The following is a 23691-nucleotide window of genomic DNA, read 5'->3' as shown; positions in this document are numbered from 1 at the left end:
GTATCCTTTAAATGAGATGGATTATCTTTCAAGAATGTTACCACTATCATAATAGAGAACAAGTAAAATAGGGAATAAGTAAAATAGAGAGTAAGCGCCAAGTCGCTCTGAATGCTTGGTGAAATGCGCGGTGAAAGAATGTCACTAAGAGGTGTAAAAATCTTATGACAACACATTGTTAACATTTACTCTAACTTTCGATTGATATCTAAGGTAATTATGGTGTAATTGATAACTAAGCTATTCACATGGTAGTGAAAAAGTTTTTGGCTTAAATATAAGGAAGTATCATGCGAACCCTATCTGTTCAGTGGAAGATAACTTTATTAGCAGGATGCTGCTTGTTGGTTACTTCTCTATCCCTTATCGGCTTTTCGGTCTATAACGCTGTCAACAATCAGAAAATCATTAAATCTCAAAGTTCAGAGTCTGTGATCAATAAATCTCAGCAACTTCTGGAGAACCGTGCTCAATTAAATGCGACAGAAGTTCAGGCCTATTTAGTTGAAGCGGTGCATCGTGCTGAAATGCTCGCGTCTACCGCCTTGTTTCTAAAGCGTAATGCAGAAGATAACTTTACAGCGAGTGAGGAGCTTCGAACGGCACTCGACGAGATGGTTCGTCAATCGGTCTCGGAGTTTGACGCCATTCAGGGAGCTTATTTGGTCTTTAACCCCGACTCATTAGATGGTGAGGACTCTAATTACACCGATGCTGATTACGTTGGATCAAATGATATTGGCCGCTTTGCCCCATATTGGATCGTTTCAGAAAATGGGGAGAATATTTTAGCTAATGTCCTTAGTGAACAGACATTAAAAGAGCCAAGTAATAGTGAACGCTTTTTTTGCCCGGTAGCAAGTGGTGAAACGTGCGTGACCACGCCACGGTTTGTTAAGAAAGATAACGGCCAATTTCTGACATCTTCTATTTCTGTTCCGATTAAAGTTGATGGTGAATCGATAGGTTTCATGGGGATTGATTTAAAGCTCGATGGTCTTGCCAATGTTGCAACCGCTTCAGATTCAAGCCTATTTAATGGAAGCGGGAAAGTCTCAATTATTAGCCTTGATGGAAGTGTCATCGCTTCAGATGATCGAACGGTAAATGTTGGTTCTATTTTTGAAAATGAAAACCTCTCACGTGATGACGTAACCGATCTGCTATTTAGTGAGAAAGTTCAAACGAAATGGAGCACTTCAGGTGAGCAACTGATTGTCTTCTCCCCAGTTAAAGTTGCCAACCAAACGTGGGGTGTGGTTTTTGAAATGCCACGGGATAGCGTATTAGCCGATGCGGATCTGCTTGACCAAGTGATCACAGAACAAGTGGAACAAGGTGTAAAAACGGAATTGTTTGCTGGCGCTCTTTTTGTCATTTTTGGATTGGTGGTGATTGCGCTGGCGTCGTTAAGCATTGTTAAGCCAATTAGGCTGATGGTGGCAAGGTTGCAAGACATCGCGTCGGGAGAAGGGGATCTGACTCAGAGGATCCCAGTGTCAACAAAGGATGAAATAGGGCAATTAGCCGAAGGTTTCAATCTGTTTTTAGATAAGCTTCAGAATACGATAAAGCAAGTGGTGCAAACGACCAGCCAAATTGTGGGTACGACCGATCAGGCGAAACTGGCTGCGACCGAAACTCGCGGAAGCAGTGACGCTCAATTTAGAGAGGTTGATCTTGTTGCAACTGCATCTGAAGAGATGACTCAAACCGCAAGTTTAGTGGTTCAAAATGCAGAAACAGCAGTGAAAGCCGCGCATTTGGCCAATGAGTCTGCAAGTAAAGGGCAGCAAGTGATCGAACTCTCCTCTTCTGAGATGGTTAAGTTAGTTGATCGAATGACAAGCGCTGTGCCTGTGGTAGAAGAGTTGGCTAAAAATAATAGTAACATTACAGAAATTCTCGCTGTGATCGAGGGAATATCAGAGCAGACTAACTTGCTTGCGCTTAATGCCGCTATTGAAGCCGCTAGAGCAGGTGAACAGGGAAGAGGCTTTGCTGTAGTTGCAGACGAAGTGCGTAATCTGGCCAGTAGAACACAAGCATCGGTAGGCGAAATTCGTGGTGTGATTCAAAAAGTCCAGCAGGGAACTGAAGATGTGGTTGAAGCGATTCAAGAAGGTAACGACTTAGCGAATGGTACTGCGCTTCATGTACAAGAAGCAGTGGCTGAGTTAAGTGCTATATTTGAGTCTATCGCAGCAATTAGTGATATGAATAGCCAAATAGTTCGAGCAGCAGAAGAGCAGCAGTCTGTGTCTGGCGAAGTTAACCAAAATGTGTCTAATATTCGTGATTTAAGTGCAAGAATTTTAGAGCAAGCTGAAGCCTCGGAAAGAGTGGCAAATCAAATCAGTGACTTTTCTTCAACCCAGCAAACGCTGGTGGACCAGTTTAAAGTGTGATCTTATTTTGATCCTTAAGAGCAATGATTGAACAAAAGGAGCTGAATTCAGCTCCTTTTTTAATGGTTTAAATATTGAGTATTCTCGTTAATACCAACGCGAGAATTACCTATGGCTGGTTAAGGTTACTCATAACTGCTGAGAATTACTCTTCGATGAACCAGTAACCTTTATTGACCAGTTCACAGATGAGCGCCACGTTCGCAGAGCTGATTTCTTGGCCGAGATTCTCTATTGCTAACCAATCTTGATCGCAAAGCAGCGTTATGATCGCTTTATCTTGCTCGGCAACTTTGATCACTTCGCCATTGATGTAAGCAATACCGCTGTCTTGCTCATGATATAACGCGCGTAAGCCTGCTACTCGGTTAATGACACCACCATTCATGATGTGCAGTTGCACTTCTTCCGCTGTCCATAATTGCTCTGGAGCGACAATATCAAGTTGATGGCGAGATTGGCTTAACATACAGCCCATAAAATCTTGAATGATCTCTGGGTTTTGCAAGCTAGAGTTCAACATAGTCGTTAAATGCTGTAAATCAGACGTTTGGATCTTTCCGTTTCCATCTTGCGTCGTCAGAGCGGGGTTATGCATATGCACATCGCCCATATCATGTGCTAATACGTAATCGGCAAAATTACTAATCAGCTCTTGTTCCTTTGGTGAACGGAAGCCGACAGAGTAGCTCATTGATGGCTCTAGTGCATAACCATCATGTGGGAAGCCTGGTGGAATATAGAGGATGTCGCCAGGTTCTAGAATATCATCAATAATGGGCTCAAAGCCCTCAATTTGTCTCAGTGCAACGTGGCGACTGGTCTCCTTGTATTGACCTTCGTCAAGTGCTCCAACACGCCAGTGACGCTGACCGCTCCCCTGAATGATAAAGACATCGTATTGGTCGATATGTGGGCCGACACCGCCATCTTTTACTGAGTAGCTGATCATTAAATCATCGAACAACCAATTAGGCATGCCTAGAAAAGGTTCGACTAACTGAGCCGCGCCTGAGTGCCAATGATTGGCTGCTTGTATAATGAAAGACCAATTGGTTTCGCCTAACGATTCGAATTTATCAGCGGAAAACGGGCCATGCTCGGCTACCCACTGGTCGTTTAAGTTGGAAACAAAGCGTGAATCAACGTCCTCTTCCATGGCTAACCCTGCAATCTCATCGGGGCTAATTGGGTCTTCAAAGTTTTTGAATCCCCCCTTGATGATGATTGGTTTTTTCTGCCAATATTCGGCAAGAAACTCATCGAGAGACACAGTCAGTTGGTACATTTTACAGCCTTGATTTAATGATATAGGGGGAGGGTTAAGCTTTCTTTAATTTGGCTTCACAGTCAGATTTGACAATTTTAAGCGCTTCAATAGCAACCTGAGGGTCGATGTCATTTTGTTCGAGTAAACAGATGAGGTCGACGGCCAATTTAACTTCTTCAGGTGCTTGTTCAAGTGTTTGTTGAGTCATAATTATTGATTCTTTTCACGAAACGTAATTTGTTTTTCAATTTTTAACATTGCTTCTTCACAGCGCTTTAAACGTTGCTCAGTCGCCAATAAGGTTTTTTGGGTTTGCTGTTGATAAAAAGAGGGGGCATTTTTCAATTCTTGCTCTTTTTCTATCACCATTTCTTTGAGGCGGCGAGTCCACTCTTGATGTTGTGCCAGCTCTTGATACAGCTCATTAATGGGCTTTCGATAATAGCTGCTGTGTTTGATCTCGCCTTTCCGAATTTTTTGAGTGGAAAGCTCACGCTGAATCGCGCCAATTTGAGCTAATAATAGCTCGGTAAGATATTCTGCGCGTGCTGGTGTTAATCGGTTGTGTTTCTTTTCTCTAACGATGCTCTCATAAGTACTTTTTGCTTCTTGTACACAGGGTACGATCAAGCGAGCTTTGCCATGAAATAGATGCTCATCAAATAGAGGGAGATGATGCTCGCCTCTGCGACGATCAAGCTGCGCAGCCTGTTTGGATAAATCATCAAGAATAGTGGCTAATTGAGAGAAATTGTTCATAGATTCACGAACCACGCATTGTAAGCCAGCTTAACCGCTAATACGCTCACGACTGTGATGAACACAGGACGAATGAATTTAGCGCCGAATCGAATGGCAGAGTGAGCCCCCACGAATGCTCCGGCCATCAGACAAACACCCATGGTTAAGCCAAGTACCCAATCGATATGTCCAAGTATAGCGAAAGTGACCAGAGAGGTAATATTGCTGGTAAAGTTCATCGCTTTTGCAAGACCAGAAGCCAGCAAAATATTCAGTTTGTATAGCGCCATTGAACTCACCGTCCAAAAAGCACCTGTACCAGGCCCAGCGACTCCATCATAAAACCCTAGTGTTAAGCCTTGAAATACCTGTTTCTTTTTTAGTTTAGAGCATGGTGTCGGAGTGACATTCTGGCTGGCAGTCGGTGTTTTTTGGAAAATAGTATAGATAGCCGTAGCTAAAATAATCAGTGGCAGCACTTTCTCCAACCATTCTGTGCTGATCGCATCAACGACTAACGTACCAATAATGGCTCCAATAAGAGTTGAGATGAACGCATTCCGCCAGCATTCTGGTTTAAATAGTCGTTTTTTGTAATACGTTACCGCAGCCGTAAAAGAAGCAAACGTTGCGGCTAATTTATTTGTGCCTAATACAATATGAGGTGGTAAGCCAATGGATAGCAAAGCCGGAACGGTTAACATCCCGCCGCCACCAGCAACCGCATCGATAAATCCCGCAACGAAAGCCACAAGTGCTAAAACAACCAACATCGTCGGTTCAACAAATTCCATATAATTCCTAATGAGGCACTTTAATACTCACTAAACCTAATGGCTCATGTGCGTATATTGCTTGCCGTTCTAATATTTAATCGTTCTTTTAAAAGGTGGAAGCGAATCCAAAAGTGATTTGCCGTAGCGTTTGGTCACGATACGACGATCAAGGATGACGACTTTACCAGAATCTCTCTCTTTACGCAGCAAACGTCCTACAGATTGGATGAGCTTTTTACTCGCCTCAGGAACGGTAATTTGCATGAATGGGTTACCACCTCGGGACTGAATATATTCAGAATGAGCTTGCTCAACAGGTGATGTTGGTACACCAAATGGTATTTTAGTGATGATTAAGTTCTCAAGTAAATCTCCCGGCAGGTCTAATCCTTCAGAAAAGCTACCAGTGCCAAACAGAATGCTTGTTTTCTGACATTGAACGAGTGTTTTATGTTTTTTTAGAATTTCCCCGCGTGAGCTATCACCTTGAATTTGCAGTGCCCAACCTCTTTTAACGAAATCTGTGGATAGAGCTTCGGCTACTTGATTCATCTGCCAGTAGGACGAAAACAAAATTAAGTTCGCTTTTTTATCTTCAATCAAATCAGGCAAAATTTCGATTAAGTGATCGGTAAACTGAGGCGCTTGAGGTTCATATTTGACCGCTGGCACAATGAGTTCCGCCTGGTTTTCATAATCAAAAGGCGAAGCTAATGCGAGGAACTGTGTTCCATTCTCAGCTTTTTCGCTGATCCCGGCTTGATGGCAGAAAAAGGTAAAAGAGTTGAGTGCTCTCATGGTCGCAGAGACTAAAACGGCACCAATACAACGACTCCAAATCTGTTGGTCGAGTTGCCAGCCGACTTCTAAAGGGGAAACATTGACGATAAAGTCGCCCTCTCTATCTGGGCTAAGTTCTAACCAGCGGGCGAGAGGAGCTCCTTTCTCTCGTTTTGGTTCAGCCATCAGGTTCCACACTTGAGCTAAGTTTTCCATTCTTTGAACGTAGAAACCTAATTCAGCAAGAGCAGGTTCCGCAAGGCGAGAGGATATTTCACCATCTTTAACGCGCTCTGCTATAAGATCGGCAATCTTAGCAACCGCTACGCTTCCCTTCTTGCTGATCGTTTTTAGCTCTTTAGATTGATTTTCTAACCATTCAGGCAGTTCACCATGTTCAAATCGGTAGCGCTTATCTTCAAAATGCGATGCATCAAATTGCTGGCATAGTTGACTCAAGCTTGGAACCAGTTGCTGTACTGAGTCTTGCAGTTCATTTCTAAAGCGGCTGACTCGTTTCTCTTCTGCAAGAGCAGAGAACTTAGAAATAGATTGATTTAACTTCTCTAGCCAGCTAGCAGCACCTTTTAGGCTAGTGGCAGCGGATGAGTGATCTCGTGCAACATGTGGAAGGTGATGAGCCTCATCGAAAATATAAATGGTATCTTCAGGTTCTGGGAGTATGACACCGCCACCTAAATCTGCATCAGCCATAACCAGACTGTGATTAGCGATGATGACGTCCGCTTTATCTAACTCAGAACGTGCTTTTTGAAAAGGACAGTCACGGTGTGAAGGCATGCTGTTATTGCAACTGTGCTTATCACTAACAATAAGTTGCCAGATGTCGTCTTTGAAAGATTTAGGCCATGAGTCTCGATCCCCATCCCATTTTCCTTGAGTCAGGCTTTTATGCATGGTTTGTAAAAGTTCGATATCTTTTTTTTGTGGTTTAGTCTCAAACATCGCCACCTGACCTTCATCTGCCCCACAAGCCGCAGCAAGCTTCTCTGCACAGCAGTAGCGTTGACGACCTTTCGCCAATATAAAAGAGAACTCGCGATCGGTGATCCTTCTATATAGAGGTAGGTCTTTATTCACGAGCTGTTCTTGCAGTGCAACCGTCGCTGTTGATATCACTATTTTCCGATTATTGACTACGGCAACAGGAATGGCCGCCATTAGATAGGCGAGCGATTTACCAATACCAGTCCCTGCTTCGGCAACAATAAGACGGTTTTTTTTATGGTATTGCCCACAAAGCGTTTTTGTTATTTCCGCAACGAGATAATTTTGAGCGCGGCGAGGGACAAAGTTTTCCAGTTGAAATTGGAGGTTTTGATAACTCTTGCGAATGGATTGTTGGATTTTACTAGTAGACATATTGTGACCTGCTTAACGGGAAATGGATGGTAGCACATCTTGCTAAGCTTTTCTTTTTTACCAAAATGGTCTGCTTTTTAGGCAAAGATGGATCTTGTTCACAAAAAAAAACTGAACCTTTAGGAAACTGACATTAATTCATATGGTGAAATATATAAAGCCTTAAATTGGTGCTTTATGTGGTTTTATGTTCTGTTTGGCTGTGTTTTTTAGTTAATTTGTAGTCTTTAATTTCAAATTGTTGTTATTTTATTTATTTTGATTTTTTATGTTTTTGGTGAGATATTAGTCGGAAATGTGAATATAAAACCATAAGGCATTGATTTTTAAGGGTTTGCTTGAGGTGTTAATATTTTTTTATGTTATTTGACACGCAGAATAATCTTTTGCAATCTAGACCTCGAAATTTAGAGGTGCTGATAAGTTTTCAACATAGAAAACGTCAGTGCTATCAAACTAAGGGAACCGGGCAAGGATTTCCCAATTATAGAAAAGGCAGTGGATTATTATGAAAAAGACTCTATTAGCATTAGCTGTAGTAGCAGCGGCTGGTTCAGTAAACGCGGCAGAAATTTACTCTGGCGATAACTCTAAAGTTTCTCTTAAAGGTGAAGTTGATATTCTTTTAACAACTTCTGAGCAAGATAATTTTAATGGTTCTACTTCTAAAGCAGATGCTGACATTTCTACTTGGGGTAAAATACAATTAGATGCTGAGCATAAAATTAATGACTCACTAACATCTTTTGCATCTTTTGAAATTGAAACAACTAAAATTGCTGACAAAGAAAACGTTGCACGATTTGATGATGTTCTAGTTGGTGTTAAAACTGATGTTTGGGGTGTAGCGTTTGGTGAAGTTGGTGACTTAGCAGAGTCTATGGATGCAATCCAAAAAGACGATATCACTAACGAAGGTAACTACATGGGCTCAACTGGTGGTAACCATAAAGAGTCTGATGGTCACGGTGCTGTATTCAAAATTAAAGCTGCTGAAGGCCTAGTTCTTGTTGCAGATGTTAACACTGATGCTGACGAAAACGTTGATAACACTTACGGTGTATCTGCTGATTACACAATGGGTGATTACTCAATTGGTGCTTCTTACCTAACTGGTGATGCTGCTGCTGATATTGATTACTCAGTAATGGGTGTATCTGGTTCTGCTCAATTTGGTGACCTATTCTTAGCGCTTACTTATGCAGAATATGAAGGTAATGACGGTTACGGTTACTGGGATTCAGCTGACAAAATGTCTGGTGATACTTTAGGTTTCGCTGCTGCTTACCAAATCGAGAAGCTACGTCTATATACAACTTACTCACTAGCAAAAGCTGATGAAATTACAGCTACAGGTGCTGACGTTGATGTAGAATCAACTAACCTTGTTGTTGGTGCTGATTACGAAGTACTTAGCAATGTTACTGGTTTCCTTGAGTACCAAACAGCTGATTACGATAACAATGTTAAAACATATGATGCTGATACAGTAACTGCTGGTGTTTACTACACGTTCTAATTAGCGTTTACATGTTATAGTCAAAAGCCAGCGTGGATACGCTGGCTTTTTTAATTCTAGGGGAGTTCAATGAATAAGTTCATTATTGCGTGCATTACGTTGCTATCCAGTAGTTTAGCTTTTTCTGCTACGATCAATTTAGATTCGGGGATTGATTTATTGGTTGTAAATGGCGAAAAAGTTGAAGATGTAGACAATATTTCACTGATCGGCGGTGAGAATCAACTTGTGGTTGAGTTTGCTGGGCGATTAAGTGAAAAAGGTAAGCGCGAGTATTTTAGTTCAGTACCATATATTGCAGTGGTAAAAGCTGAACAAAACAGTGATATCACTATACAGTTATTATCGAAAACTTTTAGCGAGACAAAGCAACGCGTTGAAGATAAGCAGCCAATTTTTGAATTCATCATTGATGGTGCGTCTACACAGGGTGAGCAAGTTGTGCTTCCTCCCATAAGTGATGTATTCCCGTACTCTAATGTTCCGGCCTTAGTCAAAAGTTATAACCAAACGCATGGTTTAATTTTTGAATCAGGTAAGATTCGCTCACTGAAAAAAGAGCTTGAGCAGGTACAGCTACAAGAGTCAACGACTGTTAAACCTGAAACAGTTGCAGTAGAAACTGAAACAAGCCTTCAAATGAAGCTTTGGTATTCAAGAGCGACACCTGAAGAGCGTAAAACGTTTAGAAAATGGCTAATCGACCAAGAATAACATGAATTCGTTCAAGCCCATCAAACCTTAAATGGGCTTGAACAACCTCTTGGTACCTTTTAATTACAGCTCTTTCCATTCACCTGGCTTCAAATCTCCCACATTCATGTCACCCATCGAATAGCGTATCAGACGCAGTGTCGGAAATCCGATATTAGCCGTCATGCGACGCACCTGTCGGTTTCGGCCTTCAATGATAGTAATAGCTAGCCAAGTCGTTGGTATTGCCGCTCTAAAGCGCACTGGTGGCGTTCTGTCCCACACTGAAGGTTCTTGCATCACTTCAACTTGAGCGGGTAGTGTCATACCATCTTTTAGCTCTACACCTCTTCTCAATTTTTCTAAATCTTCCTCAAGCGGCGCACCTTCAACCTGAACCCAATAGGTTTTTGGCGATTTAGAGGATGGCTGAGTGAGTTGCGCTTGATAAATACCGTCGTTGGTCAACACCAGTAAACCTTCGCTGTCACGGTCTAATCGACCAGCAGCATAGACATCTTTAATGGGGATGAAATCCGCAAGTGTCTTGCGTCCATCACCATCAGTAAACTGACTTAAGGCATCAAATGGCTTATTAAATAAGATGACTTTTCTATCTTCAATTGCGATTCTAGGTTTCTTGTCTGCTCTATGAGATTTTGATGGTCGCTTTTTGAATGGCTTAGATGTCGCGCCATTTACTGCTTTATGTTTGAAATGAGAAGGTTTATCTGAAGTGCGATTATTATTATTTGCGCTTCTAGAACGAGAAGACATGTTAAGTACCTTGCAAAAATGTAAATGGACTGTATTCAAAAGTTTTCCCGAGAAGGGATTTGAGATATCATTTGCGCGCCTAAATGACACAACAACGAACAAGATAATAGACTATTCGTCATGTTTTGTTTAATTATAAGTGGTATACCAATCTACATATATGTTTATTGACTTGAATATCGAGTTATTAAGACTGGTACTGCCAATGCACTCATGGATTTGAACAAGCATTGCTCAGGCGGAGAATGCTTCGTTTAAAAAATATAAAGAGTGCAATTATGCGAGTAGGTTAGTGTTTCGCTAGCTTAGGAGCGCAATTCACATTGCTCTAATGTTACTAGAGCTTGTTAGAACTATAGGGAAATTTCATGCCTACAGAAAAACCAACCATTATCTATACCATCACAGATGAAGCACCGGCTTTGGCGACGTACTCTTTACTGCCAATCATTCAATCTTTTACGGCTTCATCAGGAATCAATGTAGATACCCGCGATATTTCATTGGCTGGGCGTATTATTGCTAACTTCCCAGAGCATTTAAAAGAAGACCAACGTATCTCTGATGCCCTTGCTGAGTTAGGTGAATTAGCGAAAACGCCAGAAGCGAATATCATTAAGCTTCCCAACGTATCCGCATCGGTACCACAGTTAAAAGCGGCGATTGCTGAACTTCAAGCGAAAGGTTACGCACTACCTAACTACCCTGAAGAGCCAAATACATACGATGAAAAGGCGATTCAAGCGACTTACGACAAAATTAAAGGCAGCGCAGTAAACCCAGTATTACGTGAAGGTAACTCGGATCGCCGAGCGCCACTTTCTGTTAAGAATTACGCGAAGAAAAACCCTCATTCAATGGGCGCGTGGTCTGCAGATTCTAAATCTCATGTTGCGAGCATGGATGATAAAGATTTCTTTGGTAGTGAAAAATCAGTCACTATCTCTGGTGAAACACAAGCTCGCATTGAATTTGTAGCCCAAGATGGAACGACTAAAGTACTTAAAGATGCACTAGCACTTCAAGATAAAGAGATTATTGATGCGTCGGTTTTGAATCAATCAGCTCTCGTTTCATTCTTTGAGAAAGAGATTGAAGACGCGAAAAAACAAGATGTTCTACTTTCGCTGCACATGAAAGCAACCATGATGAAAGTGTCAGATCCGGTTATTTTTGGTCACGCTGTTAAAGTGTACTACAAAGATGTGTTTGCTAAATATGGCGACCTATTTGAAGAGCTAGGTGTTGATGTTAATAATGGATTAGGGGACGTTTACGCAAAAATCGCGTCATTACCACAAGCTCAAAAAGAAGAGATTGAAGCGGCAATTCTCGCGGTTTACGAGACTCAACCAGCACTGGCAATGGTTGACTCAGACCGAGGTATCACAAACTTGCACGTACCAAGCGATATCATCGTTGATGCTTCAATGCCTGCAATGCTTCGCTCTTCTGGTCAAATGTGGGGCCCAGACGGTAAACAAAAAGATACTAAAGCACTGATCCCAGATCGCTGCTATGCAGGTGTTTACCAATCGGTTATCGATTTCTGTAAAGAGAATGGGGCATTTGATCCAACCACCATGGGCAGTGTTCCAAATGTTGGCTTGATGGCTCAAAAAGCGGAAGAGTATGGCTCGCATGATAAAACATTCATCTTAGATGCTGCTGGTACCGTTCGTGTTGTTGATGCTGAAGGTTCTGTTTTGATCGAACAAATCGTCGAACAGGGTGATATTTTCCGCATGTGCCAAGTGAAAGATGCGCCAATTCAAGATTGGGTGAAACTTGCGGTTACTCGTGCCAAAGCATCGAATGTGCCTGCAATTTTTTGGTTAGATTCACAACGCGCACACGATGCAGAGTTGATTAAGAAAGTTGAAACTTATCTAGCAGATTACGACTTGTCAGGCTTAGAGATTAAAATCCTATCTCCTGTAGAAGCAACAGAATATTCGCTGGTTAGAATCTTAGAGGGCCTAGATACGATCTCTGTAACAGGTAACGTATTGCGTGACTACCTAACCGATCTGTTCCCAATTTTGGAGCTGGGTACTTCTGCGAAGATGTTATCCATTGTTCCATTAATGAACGGTGGCGGCCTGTTTGAAACAGGGGCGGGTGGTTCTGCGCCTAAGCACGTACAACAAGTTGAAAAAGAGAACCATCTACGTTGGGATTCTTTAGGTGAGTTCTTAGCACTAGCGGCTTCTCTGGAGCATTTAAGTGTTGTTTCGGGTAATGCGAAAGCTCAGGTTCTAGCGGATGCTTTAGATAAAGCGACAGGTGACTTTTTAGATAATAACAAATCGCCATCTCGTAAAGTGGGTGAGCTTGATAACCGTGGTAGCCACTATTATCTTGCGACATACTGGGCTCAAGCACTAGCAGATCAGAGTGTCGACGCTGATCTGGCTGCTGAGTTTGCGCCTATTGCTAAGCAGTTAGCAGACAACGAGAGTGCTATTGTGGCTGAATTGAACGATGCGCAAGGTGTTGTTGGTGACCTTGGTGGTTACTACTTCATTGATGATGCGAAAACATCAGCGTTAATGCGCCCAAGCTCGACGCTGAATAGCATTATTGAAGACTAGTGTTATTGAAGAAAAGCGCCATTGACAGACTTGCGCTATTGAACGTTAATTGTTGCTAATGCGTTGTCCAGTAAAAAACCCGCTAATGAATAGCGGGTTTTTTTATGTAACCATTTAGCTGTCGAGTAAGCATTGTTGAGATGGGTTGCTTACATTACGTATTTTTGGCTATTTTGTTGCTTCAATGGGCATGACGGAGCTGGCGTGTGAGCCTTTTGGCCCTTTTTCAACTTCGTACGCGACTTGTTGCCCGGCCTTTAAAGTGCGGTAACCATCCATTTGAATAGTGGAGTAATGTGCGAAAATATCCCCTTCTTCATCCTCCGGACTAATAAAACCAAACCCTTTAGCGTTGTTAAACCATTTTACTGTACCTGTAGCCATGCTATACGTCCTTAATGCATTTTATTACTGATATTGTTGTGGTGTAGATGAGTGTTTCTTTTCCCTAACACTCAATGAATTACCAACTGGTAAAAAATTGACCACTACGCACCAATGTAGCCAATGATTTCATCTAGTCAATAGTTCGATAGTATAAATAACAACATATTGGTAATTAAATCACCTTGCAATTAACTTGGCTGTAACTTTTTTGCAAACTGATATACTGTTAAGGCGAGATGGGAAATTTTTACTTGCTGTCTTTTTAATCAACAAGATACCGAATTAGTAGCAATCGCAATCTTTTATTTGCAGCGTTACCAATGGTGCATTAGTCTTTAGATGTGAAATGTTTTTTATAAGGATGTTTTGCAGTGTGCAAGTTCAAAGATTTATACGTCATTTTGTGAAATGATAAGTTTAGAAGTCCTACAAACATTGATGGCCATGAGTAAAAATTTTGAATGGGTAACTCCAGACTCAAACCTACTGGAGAAAGAGCGGACACAGATAAAACCGCCGGCAATGTATAACGTTATATTAAACAACGATGATTACACCCCGATGGATTTTGTCATCGAGATCCTAGAACGTTTTTTTTCATTGGATATTGATAAAGCAACACAAGTTATGCTTAAGGTTCATTATGATGGAAAAGCAGTTTGCGGTACATTCAGTGCTGAGATTGCTGAAACAAAAGTAGCCCAAGTAACGATGTACTCAAAAGAAAATGAGCATCCGCTACTATGTACAATGGAGCAAGCGTAGTCGGCTTGCTTGAGCAACCAAAGTTGTTCCTATAGGAGGTACATATGCTGAATAAAGAATTAGAGTCGAGTCTCAACGGTGCATTTGCTCGCGCGCGCGACAAACGGCACGAATTTATGACTGTTGAACACCTCCTACTTGCGTTATTAGAAAATGATGCAGCTAAGGATGCGTTGCTTGCCTGCCAAGCAGAATTAGACGCCCTTCGTCAAGAGCTCGATATTTTTATCGATCAAACCACCCCGCTTATCCCAGAAAATGACGAATCGCGTGAAACGCAGCCAACACTTAGCTTTCAGCGAGTGCTGCAGCGTGCTGTGTTCCATGTTCAATCGTCTGGTCGCAGTGAAGTCACAGGGGCAAATGTACTCGTTGCCATTTTTAGTGAACAAGAGTCCCATGCCGCGTACCTGCTTAAAAAGAATGATATTAGCCGTTTAGATATTGTGAATTTCATCTCTCATGGTATTAGCAAAGCCGCGGATTCCCATGAAGACTCTTCTTCTGAGTCATTTGGAAGTGAGGGCGCTGAAGAGGCGAATTCGGATGAACGCTTAGAAAGTTTCGCGACCAATCTCAATGAAGTGGCGAAAAAAGGCCAAATCGACCCGCTTATCGGACGTGATAAAGAGTTAGAAAGAACCATTCAAGTATTGTGTCGTCGCCGTAAAAATAACCCTCTATTAGTCGGCGAAGCTGGTGTCGGCAAAACGGCTATCGCAGAAGGTTTAGCGTGGCGCATTGTTGAAGGGCAAGTTCCTGAAGTCATTCAAGACAGCATTATCTACTCGTTAGATATTGGCTCACTTTTGGCAGGCACTAAATACCGTGGTGACTTTGAAAAACGCTTTAAAGGTATTTTGAAGCAGCTAGAAAAAGAAGATGATGCGATCTTATTCATTGATGAAATCCATACAATCATTGGTGCAGGTGCCGCGTCGGGTGGGCAAGTGGATGCTGCAAACTTGATCAAACCGCTATTGAGTAGTGGTAAGTTACGCTGTATTGGTTCAACTACCTACCAGGAGTACAGCACTGTTTTTGAAAAAGAACGCGCACTTTCTCGTCGTTTCCAAAAGATTGATGTGGTTGAACCTTCGATCGATGACACGACTAAAATTCTTATCGGGTTGAAGCCTAAATATGAAGCGCACCACGATGTTCGTTATACCAATAAGGCATTGCGAGCAGCGGTAGAACTTTCTGCCAAATACATTAATGAACGTCATCTGCCAGATAAAGCGATTGATGTGATCGATGAAGCAGGGGCTCGTAGTCGCTTGGCTCCCGTTAGCCGTCGTAAGAAAACCGTAAGCGTTGCCGATATCGAGTCGATGGTAGCAAAAATGGCTCGTATCCCCGAAAAATCGGTCTCTTCTTCTGATAAAGATATTTTGCAGAAGCTCGATGACAAAATGAAAATGCTGGTGTTTGGACAAGATCCTGCGATCGACGTTCTTAGCGAGGCGATTAAATTGACTCGTGCTGGCTTAGGCGCTGATAACAAACCTGTCGGTTCATTCCTGTTTGCTGGCCCTACAGGGGTGGGTAAAACGGAAGTGACAGTGCAATTATCTAAATTGATGGGTATTGAGCTGTTGCGATTTGATATGTCTGAGTACGGTGAACGCCATTCAGTCAGTCGTTTGATTGGTGCTCCTCCTGGTTATGTTGGGTATGACCAAGGCGGGCTATTAACGGACGCGGTGATTAAGCATCCACATGCTGTCGTCTTGCTTGATGAGATTGAAAAAGCGCACCCAGATATTTTTAACTTGCTTTTACAAGTGATGGATAACGGTACATTGACGGATAACAATGGCCGAAAAGCTGATTTCCGAAACGTGATATTGGTGATGACAACCAATGCTGGTGTGGCAGAAACTGAGAAAAAATCAATGGGGCTTATTCAGCAAGATCATAGCCCTGATGCGATGGCCGAAATCAAGAAAGTATTTACGCCAGAGTTCCGTAACCGTTTAGATAACATCATTTGGTTCAATAGTCTTGATGAGAGTGTGATCCATCAAGTGGTGGATAAATTCATCGTTGAACTTCAAGTACAGTTAGATGCGCGTGGCGTGTCGCTTGAAGTTTCAGAGGATGCTCGCCACTGGTTAGCTCATAAAGGCTATGACAAAACGATGGGGGCAAGACCAATGGGGCGTGTGATTCAAGAGCGTCTGAAAAAGCCTCTTGCTAATGAGTTGCTGTTTGGGTCATTAGTTGATGGCGGTACGGTGAAGGTGACACTTGAAGATGAAGAGCTTAAGTTCAAGTACATTGGAACAAAAGAGAAAGCGATTCATTGATGAAGGTGACGTTTAGCGGCTTAAAAATTAAAGACTAACGCTGAACGTTTATAGTATAAAAATAAAATACCCACTAGACATAGTGGGTATTTTTTTAATCGTAAAACATAAAAAACAGAGCAATTAGGCTCTGTTTTTTATTGCAGTCGTAAATTAGATATTAACGAGCGCGGAAGACGATGCGGCCTTTGGATAGGTCGTATGGAGTCATCTCTACAGTTACTTTGTCACCAGTAAGAATACGGATGTAGTTCTTACGCATTTTACCTGAGATATGAGCTGTAACTACGTGACCATTTTCTAGTTCAACACGAAACATTGTGTTTGGTAGAGTATCAAGTACAGTGCCTTGCATCTCAATTACGTCTTCTTTAGCCATTTAATCCTCTTTAGAAACTTGGCATCCTTTAGCGGCTAAGTGTCGCCACTAAAATCTAGATATGTAAACTTGTCGCGTATTCTACCCTTGCCATCGCTGATTTACTAGCCTTTGATGAGGTTGAAAGCGTACTTTATAGTTCATCGCTGAACAATCGTCGATTTGATAACCTAAATATAGCCATTGTTTGTTAAGTTTTTGGCAATATTGAATTTGGTATAGCACTGCTAACGTCCCAATGGAAAGATCAACATCAGGATCGAAAAAGGTGTAGAAAGCACTGGCGCAATTATTTAAGTCATCAGTGACCGCAATCGCTACCAGCGTTTCTTGATCGTAGATGTGTAAAAATCGACAATTTAGCCACTTCGCTTGAGAAAATTGGAAAAACTCTTTCTGCTTTGGTGGGTACATAGTGCCATGCTTGTGGCGAGCATTAATGTAACGGCTATAAAGTTCAAACCACTGCTCATCCATGCTGCTTTTGAGCTCCCATCGAAGGTGGTTCGCTTTATTTAACACTCTTTTCTGACTTTTCGATGGTTTGAAATTAGGAATGTCGACACGTAAAGCTGTGCAGGCTTGGCATTTGTCGCAATGAGGCCTGTATATCGTATCGCCACTGCGACGAAAGCCATTCGCAAGTAAAATTTCATAGCTTGCCGCGGTTTGCATTTCATTATCAAGTGCAACCGCAACGCGTTCTTGTCTATCGGCCAAATAGCTACACGGGTGATTATCGGTCAATCCAATTTTTATTTGTTGCAAATCTGAACTCATTATTCATTTCCCTCAATAGGCCAAGTTAACCACTGAGTTTTAAAGCAATTCATTGAAACGGGCTTGTCTCTATAGGATAGCAGTCTCTGTAAGAAATCGTCTCGTTCAATCTCAACTGCGCCTAGAGAAGCTAAGTGAGGATTCATGACCTGACAGTCGATTAATTGGCCGGAGTACGTTGAAAAATGGTTACAAAAATACCACAGAGCGATTTTAGAGGCGTTGGGCTCAATACTGAACATGGACTCGCCACAGAATATTTTCCCTCTTAATATCCCATATAACCCGCCAATGAGCTCATCATCCTGCCATACTTCGACCGAGTGACAATGCCCTTGCTCTGCTAAAGTTATATAGGCAGCTCTCATCTCTTCGTTTAGCCATGTCTCTTCTGCAGGTCGCAACTGGGCACACAACTGAATCACTTGAGAGGTAGCTCGATTGATGCTGATGCTATAGCGATGTTTTTTTTGAAACTTTTTTACACTTTTCGATGGTTTGAAGGTCTTAGGGTTAAAGACGGCTCGCGGTGAGGGGCTCCACCAAAGAATAGGTTCTCCGGGACCATACCAAGGAAAGATACCGTTACTATAAGCAGTTAGAATGCGTTGTGGATGTAAATCACCTCCGAATGCGAGCAAGCCGTTAGGTTCTTCTAGGGCTTCGTACGGGGAAGGAAACCGATTATTGTCGCTTTCTAACTCAGTGAGATATAGGGTCATAAATACTTAATGTGAAAGATGGAGAAATAAAATGAAACGCTGGTTATTAATCTTACTTGTTTTACCCATGTTCGCCAATGCAGGATACCAACGAAATCAAGCACGTCCAGTAAACTCTGTCGTGTATGGAAAAGTTGATTCCGTTCGATATATCACTGAACAGCAGATTGTACAGTCGCAGGCTAACGGATGGGAGACATTGTTAGGCGGTGTCGTTGGTGGGCTGATTGGCAACCAGTTCGGTGGCGGATCAGGAAAAGAGGTCGCGACAGCGGTTGGGGCAATAGCTGGGGCTGGTGTCGCACGAAATCGAGCAACTAGCCAATATAAAATTGAATATAAGCTGGTGGAGATTTTAATTAAGACTGATTCTGGAAAGCTTGTCGATGTGATCCAAGATGTTGATAGCACTATGCTGCTCAATCGTGGTGATTCTGTTCGTATTCTCTATTTTGATGATGGGGTGCGTGTCGATTTGGTTTACTGATGCTGCCATTGAATGACTAAATATCCTTTAATTTGAATTAGATTAGCTCTGGAGTTCAGGATTAATTTTAGATAGTCTGACTAGACGAACAATTTTACATAGTTGGTTGCTGAATATGACAGCGAGTACAACTCAAGGACAGATTATCTCAATGGAAAGCCTAACGTTACAACCCATACAAAAAGTGAATGGTGAAGTGAATTTACCAGGCTCGAAAAGTGTTTCGAATCGAGCCCTGCTATTGGCTGCTCTCGCGACAGGAACAACACGTTTAACGAACTTGCTCGATAGCGATGATATTAGACATATGCTTAATGCTCTTACATTGCTGGGTGTGAAGTATCAATTATCGAATGATAAGACCGTATGTGAAGTTGAAGGGTTAGGGAAAGCGTTTGATAGCTCTCAATCGGTAGAGCTATTTTTAGGCAATGCAGGTACCGCGATGCGACCTCTTGCGGCAGCGCTTTGTCTTGGCAGTGGTGAGTACGTACTTACTGGTGAACCAAGGATGAAAGAGCGCCCAATTGGCCATCTAGTGAATGCTTTGCGTGAAGCCGGAGCTCAGATTGAATATTTAGAGAATGAAAACTACCCACCTTTGAAGATTGCAGCGCAAGGGCTCAAGTCGGGCACTGTTTCTATTGATGGATCTATTTCAAGCCAGTTTTTAACCGCTTTTCTAATGTCTGCGCCTCTAGCTGATGGAGAAGTGCGGATTAAGATTATTGGCGATTTAGTATCCAAACCGTATATCGATATCACTCTTCATATCATGGCGCAATTTGGTGTTAAGGTGGAAAATCTTAACTACCAAGAATTTGTGATTCCAGCGGGTCAATCTTATCATTCTCCAGGTGACTTTTTAGTTGAAGGAGATGCTTCTTCTGCCTCATATTTTCTTGCGGCAGCCGCGATTAAAGGTGGTGAAATAAAAGTCACCGGTATTGGAAAAAATAGCATTCAAGGCGATATTCAATTTGCGGATGCGCTTGAAAAAATGGGCGCGGAAATTGAGTGGGGCGACGATTATGTCATTGCTCGCCGCGGTGAACTGAAAGGCGTAGACCTTGACTACAATCATATTCCAGATGCGGCGATGACCATTGCAACAACTGCGCTATTTGCTAAGGGCACTACAGCCATTAGAAATGTCTATAATTGGCGAGTAAAAGAGACCGATCGTCTATCGGCAATGGCGACAGAATTACGCAAAGTAGGTGCAGAGGTGGAAGAGGGTGAGGATTACATCATTGTTAAGCCATGCTCGGAAATTCAACATGCTGCAATTGATACCTACGACGATCATCGTATGGCAATGTGTTTCTCTCTCGTTGCGTTGAGCAATACCCCGGTGACGATTAATGATCCGAAATGTACGTCAAAAACGTTTCCAGATTACTTCGAACAGCTGCAACGTTTGAGTCAATAAGTGTTCAACTAGGCCCTTGAGGTTAAGGGCCTTAATTCGCAATATGTTGATTTATTTTTCTAAAGTGAACTCTTTAGATAAGTTTATGGCAAGGTATTTAAACATATTAAAAACGGCAGTTGTGTTCTGGGTTGGAAGCCCATTGTCATCTAAAAAATATTCACCTTTAAATACTAAAACTTCTTCTTTTTCTTCTACTGAATCAGCGCGCATTCCTTCGATGTAATCATCGTGTTCTTGAATGATTTGATTGGCAATGAGTAGAAGGTCAAATGAAGAAATAGATTTTTTAGTGGTCATGATTTTTGTCCAATTAAATAGCCAGTACCGAGTAAACAGAGAGTTGTTGAGAAACGAACGCCTGTACTTACAGGGCAAATTGAATCGACAGTGTATGTACCTTGTGGTGAATTTCAATAGTTTTGCTAACTTAACTGATGCCGACAACAAAAAGATCGTGGTTATTCTGTGATTTATGGCAAAAAACGCTTAAGTCCGTTAGGTATTAGCAATATCACATGTTTACTATATGCCGCGTTTGCTTGGGGTCACTGATTTAAAGGATAATAGTTATTGTTCATCTTTTACTGTAAATGAATTAGTAAGTGTCATAGTCGATGATTTGTCGAGCAATCAGAGTCAAATTTAAAAAAACAGGTTGATCTTCTTGTAATCTCGCTCAATAGTAAAAAAAGAAGCAATAATTTCGAACATCATGCGAAATCGCGAAAGATGCTAATTAAGATGCAATAGTTGTTATCTGATTCAGCTCTCTTTTTCCAATCGCGTCGTGATTAAGGACGTTAGAGTCAATTATGGGTAAATCGCTCGTTATAGTGGAATCGCCAGCCAAGGCAAAAACCATTAATAAATATCTTGGTAAAGATTTCATCGTGAAGTCTAGTGTGGGTCACGTACGTGATCTTCCTACTGCCGGTCAAAGTACGGGTAAAAAAGCCGCTGCTATTTCTACCAAAGGAATGAGCGTCGAAGAAAAAGCTCGTATCAAGAAAGAGAAAGATCGCAAAGCACTTATCAAGAAAATGGGTATTAACCCTTATCAAGATTGGGAAGCCAATTATCAAATTTTGCCGGGCAAAGAAAAGGTCGTGGCGGAATTACAGAAACTAGCAGAAGACGCTGATTTCGTCTATCTCGCAACCGATTTGGACCGCGAAGGAGAAGCTATCGCATGGCACCTTCGTGAGATCATCGGCGGCGATGAAGAGCGATACAAACGCGTTGTGTTTAACGAAATTACCAAAAACGCAATCCAACAGGCATTTGAAACGCCTGGTGAACTCAATATGGATGGCGTTAATGCTCAACAAGCGCGTCGTTTCATGGACCGCGTTGTTGGTTTCATGGTTTCACCGCTGTTATGGAAAAAAGTGGCGCGTGGTTTGTCTGCGGGCCGTGTTCAGTCTGTGGCAGTTAAACTTCTGGTGGAGCGTGAACGTGAAATCAATGCGTTTATTCCAGAAGAGTTTTGGGATATCCACGCAGATACACACACTAAGGATTCTACTGATTTCCGCTTGATGGTCGCTCAAAAAGCAGGTGTTGCATTTAAACCTGTCAATGAAGCTGAAGCGAATAGTGCGTTGTCTGTGCTGCAAAAATCGCAGTATGAAGTGTGTAAACGTGAAGATCGTCCAACGAAGAGTAAACCTTCAGCTCCTTATATTACATCGACGCTGCAACAAGCGGCGAGTACACGCTTAGGCTATGGCGTGAAGAAGACGATGATGTTAGCTCAACGCTTGTATGAAGCGGGTTACATTACCTATATGCGTACTGACTCAACAAACTTGAGCTCAGAAGCCGTGGATGCTGCTCGTGAGTTTATCGGTAGCGAGTATGGTCAGAATTACCTTCCCGAAAAACCATTAGTGTATGGCAGCAAGGAAGGCGCACAAGAGGCGCATGAAGCGATTCGACCTTCAAGTGTTGAAGTGAAAACAGATGACCTAAATGGTGTTGATGCTGATGCACATAAACTATATTCACTGATTTGGAATCAATTCGTTGCGTGTCAGATGACACCAGCGCAATACGATTCAACAACCGTGAGTGTGAAAGCCGACGAGTACACATTGAAAGCGAAAGGCCGTATTCTAAAATTTGATGGTTGGACACGTGTTCAGCGTCCAATGGGTAAAAATGAAGATACCATCCTTCCTGCGGTTCAAATTGGCGATAAGCTGAGCCTTGTTAAACTGGATCCTAAACAGCACTTTACTAAGCCACCAGCTCGATTTACTGAAGCTGCATTAGTTAAAGAGCTCGAAAAACGTGGTATTGGCCGTCCATCTACTTACGCTTCTATTATCTCGACGATTCAAGATCGTGGGTACGTAAAAGTTGAACAGCGCCGTTTCTATGCTGAAAAAATGGGTGAAATTGTTACTGATCGATTAGACGGCAGTTTCAATGACCTGATGAACTATGATTTTACCGCGCGCATGGAACAGAAATTGGACCAAGTCGCTGAAGGTGAAACGAGCTGGAAAGGTGTGCTAGATAACTTCTTTACTGATTTTACCGGTGATTTAGAAACCGCTGATCTCGATGAAGATGCTGGTGGTATGAAGCCTAACCACATTGTAGAGACCGATATTAAGTGTCCTACATGTGAACGTCCGATGGGTATTCGCACCGCTTCTACTGGTGTGTTCCTTGGCTGTTCTGGCTATGCACTGCCACCGAAAGAGCGCTGCAAAACGACCATTAACTTAGGCGATGAAGATGGCGTAGTAAACGTGCTGGAAGAAGACGTTGAAACCGCGGCATTGCGAGCTAAAAAACGTTGTCCAATTTGTGAAACGGCAATGGACGCGTACTTAATTGATGAAACGCGCAAAATGCATGTTTGTGGTAATAACCCGAACTGTGAAGGCTACATTGTTGAGCATGGCGAATTCAAAGTGAAAGGCTATGACGGACCGCTTGTTGAGTGTGACAAGTGTGGTTCTGATATGGTTCTTAAAAATGGTCGTTTCGGCAAATATATGGATTGTACGAGTGAAGAGTGTAAAAACACGCGTAAAATATTGAAAAATGGTGAAGTCGCGCCACCGAAAGAAGATCCAGTTCATTTACCTGAACTTCCTTGTAGCAATTCGGATGCTTACTTTGTACTACGCGATGGTGCTTCAGGTCTGTTTATGGCTGCGAGTAACTTCCCTAAATCGCGTGAAACAAGAGCACCTTTAGTCGAAGAGTTGGTTCGCTTTAAAGATCGAATTTCACCAAAATTCCAATACTTGGCGTCTGCTCCTGTTGCTGATCCAGATGGATTACCAACGGTGGTTCGTTTTAGTCGTAAATCGAAAGAGAACTACGTTCGTTCGGAAATTGATGGAAAGCCATCAGGATGGACAGCACTTTATATCGATGGGAAATGGGAAGTTACGGATAAACGTAAGAAGCCCAAAAAAGAGACAAAATAAATTTAAAAGCAGCTTTCGAGCTGCTTTTTTTATA

The 23691-nt window shown here is 42.2% G+C and carries 20 protein-coding genes; 9 read left to right on the top strand and 11 right to left on the bottom strand.

Going from position 1 to position 23691, the window contains the following annotated elements:
* Positions 1-290: 290 nt before the first annotated feature.
* On the top strand, positions 291-2408 hold the full coding sequence (locus OCV39_RS09390; RefSeq protein WP_261888358.1) for a methyl-accepting chemotaxis protein: 2118 nt from the start codon (positions 291-293) through the stop codon (positions 2406-2408).
* A gap of 145 nt (positions 2409-2553) precedes the next feature.
* Here OCV39_RS09390 and OCV39_RS09385 read toward each other — a convergent pair whose 3' ends face one another.
* The 5 genes from OCV39_RS09385 to dinG all read right to left on the bottom strand — a co-directional run bounded on the left by OCV39_RS09385 (position 2554) and on the right by dinG (position 7358).
* On the bottom strand, positions 2554-3696 hold the full coding sequence (locus OCV39_RS09385; protein ID WP_261888357.1) for a ribosomal protein uL16 3-hydroxylase: 1143 nt from the start codon (positions 3694-3696) through the stop codon (positions 2554-2556).
* Between the two features lie 34 nt (positions 3697-3730).
* Positions 3731-3886, bottom strand: a complete 156-nt coding sequence (gene rsmS / locus OCV39_RS09380; RefSeq protein WP_017051931.1) for a pleiotropic regulatory protein RsmS — start codon at positions 3884-3886, stop codon at positions 3731-3733.
* A 2-nt stretch (positions 3887-3888) separates the two neighbouring features.
* A complete protein-coding gene (locus OCV39_RS09375) occupies positions 3889-4437 on the bottom strand; it encodes a primosomal replication protein (protein WP_017051932.1) in 549 nt (182 codons plus the stop codon).
* Positions 4434-5213 carry a sulfite exporter TauE/SafE family protein gene (locus OCV39_RS09370; protein ID WP_261888356.1) on the bottom strand — a complete coding sequence of 260 codons (780 nt, stop codon included), beginning with the start codon at positions 5211-5213 and terminating at the stop codon, positions 4434-4436. The genes OCV39_RS09375 and OCV39_RS09370 overlap by 4 nt, the downstream gene beginning before the upstream one ends.
* Positions 5214-5282: 69 nt before the next feature.
* Complete coding sequence (dinG, locus tag OCV39_RS09365; protein WP_017051934.1) at positions 5283-7358, bottom strand: ATP-dependent DNA helicase DinG; 2076 nt, start codon at positions 7356-7358, stop codon at positions 5283-5285.
* 508 nt (positions 7359-7866) lie between these two features.
* Between dinG and OCV39_RS09360 the strand changes: the two genes are divergently transcribed.
* The gene (locus tag OCV39_RS09360) at positions 7867-8877 is read left to right on the top strand and encodes a porin (RefSeq protein WP_261888355.1); all 1011 of its coding nucleotides are present in this window, start codon (positions 7867-7869) and stop codon (positions 8875-8877) included.
* A gap of 69 nt (positions 8878-8946) precedes the next feature.
* Complete coding sequence (locus OCV39_RS09355; RefSeq protein WP_136993740.1) at positions 8947-9591, top strand: DUF2057 family protein; 645 nt, start codon at positions 8947-8949, stop codon at positions 9589-9591.
* 63 nt (positions 9592-9654) lie between these two features.
* Here the strand turns inward: OCV39_RS09355 and OCV39_RS09350 are convergent, their stop codons facing one another.
* Positions 9655-10347 carry a pseudouridine synthase gene (locus OCV39_RS09350; protein ID WP_261888354.1) on the bottom strand — a complete coding sequence of 231 codons (693 nt, stop codon included), beginning with the start codon at positions 10345-10347 and terminating at the stop codon, positions 9655-9657.
* Positions 10348-10715: 368 nt separating this feature from the next.
* On the opposite strand from OCV39_RS09350, the gene OCV39_RS09345 reads away from it, so the two are divergent.
* A complete protein-coding gene (locus OCV39_RS09345) occupies positions 10716-12941 on the top strand; it encodes an NADP-dependent isocitrate dehydrogenase (RefSeq protein WP_261888353.1) in 2226 nt (741 codons plus the stop codon).
* A 168-nt stretch (positions 12942-13109) separates the two neighbouring features.
* Here the strand turns inward: OCV39_RS09345 and cspD are convergent, their stop codons facing one another.
* A complete protein-coding gene (gene cspD / locus OCV39_RS09340; protein WP_017051938.1) occupies positions 13110-13325 on the bottom strand; it encodes a cold shock domain-containing protein CspD in 216 nt (71 codons plus the stop codon).
* A gap of 447 nt (positions 13326-13772) precedes the next feature.
* Between cspD and clpS the strand changes: the two genes are divergently transcribed.
* Both clpS and clpA read left to right on the top strand, forming a co-directional pair.
* Positions 13773-14093, top strand: a complete 321-nt coding sequence (gene clpS / locus OCV39_RS09335) for an ATP-dependent Clp protease adapter ClpS (protein WP_113797675.1) — start codon at positions 13773-13775, stop codon at positions 14091-14093.
* A gap of 44 nt (positions 14094-14137) precedes the next feature.
* Positions 14138-16405, top strand: a complete 2268-nt coding sequence (clpA, locus tag OCV39_RS09330) for an ATP-dependent Clp protease ATP-binding subunit ClpA (protein WP_136993743.1) — start codon at positions 14138-14140, stop codon at positions 16403-16405.
* Between the two features lie 160 nt (positions 16406-16565).
* Here clpA and infA read toward each other — a convergent pair whose 3' ends face one another.
* From infA to aat, 3 genes are all read right to left on the bottom strand, one after another.
* Positions 16566-16784, bottom strand: a complete 219-nt coding sequence (gene infA / locus OCV39_RS09325; RefSeq protein WP_001040192.1) for a translation initiation factor IF-1 — start codon at positions 16782-16784, stop codon at positions 16566-16568.
* 81 nt (positions 16785-16865) lie between these two features.
* Positions 16866-17564 carry an arginyltransferase gene (locus OCV39_RS09320; RefSeq protein ID WP_113797496.1) on the bottom strand — a complete coding sequence of 233 codons (699 nt, stop codon included), beginning with the start codon at positions 17562-17564 and terminating at the stop codon, positions 16866-16868.
* Entirely contained in the window at positions 17564-18286 is a 723-nt protein-coding gene (aat, locus tag OCV39_RS09315; protein ID WP_261888352.1) for a leucyl/phenylalanyl-tRNA--protein transferase, read from the bottom strand. The genes OCV39_RS09320 and aat overlap by 1 nt, the downstream gene beginning before the upstream one ends.
* Positions 18287-18317: 31 nt before the next feature.
* On the opposite strand from aat, the gene OCV39_RS09310 reads away from it, so the two are divergent.
* Positions 18318-18773 carry an outer membrane lipoprotein gene (locus OCV39_RS09310; RefSeq protein ID WP_017051943.1) on the top strand — a complete coding sequence of 152 codons (456 nt, stop codon included), beginning with the start codon at positions 18318-18320 and terminating at the stop codon, positions 18771-18773.
* 151 nt (positions 18774-18924) lie between these two features.
* Positions 18925-20205 (top strand): 3-phosphoshikimate 1-carboxyvinyltransferase, encoded by a 1281-nt coding sequence (gene aroA, locus OCV39_RS09305; RefSeq protein WP_261889502.1) that lies wholly within the window; start codon positions 18925-18927, stop codon positions 20203-20205.
* 51 nt (positions 20206-20256) lie between these two features.
* Here the strand turns inward: aroA and OCV39_RS09300 are convergent, their stop codons facing one another.
* On the bottom strand, positions 20257-20505 hold the full coding sequence (locus tag OCV39_RS09300) for a YciN family protein (RefSeq protein ID WP_017051945.1): 249 nt from the start codon (positions 20503-20505) through the stop codon (positions 20257-20259).
* 515 nt (positions 20506-21020) lie between these two features.
* On the opposite strand from OCV39_RS09300, the gene topA reads away from it, so the two are divergent.
* Entirely contained in the window at positions 21021-23657 is a 2637-nt protein-coding gene (gene topA, locus OCV39_RS09295; RefSeq protein WP_261888351.1) for a type I DNA topoisomerase, read from the top strand.
* Positions 23658-23691 lie beyond the last annotated feature (34 nt).

The organism is Vibrio cortegadensis, assembly GCF_024347395.1.
In the GTDB taxonomy this organism is placed as follows: Bacteria; Pseudomonadota; Gammaproteobacteria; order Enterobacterales; family Vibrionaceae; genus Vibrio; species Vibrio cortegadensis.
Note: the sequence above shows the minus strand (reverse complement) of the source record. Positions and strands in the feature narration are given on the sequence as shown.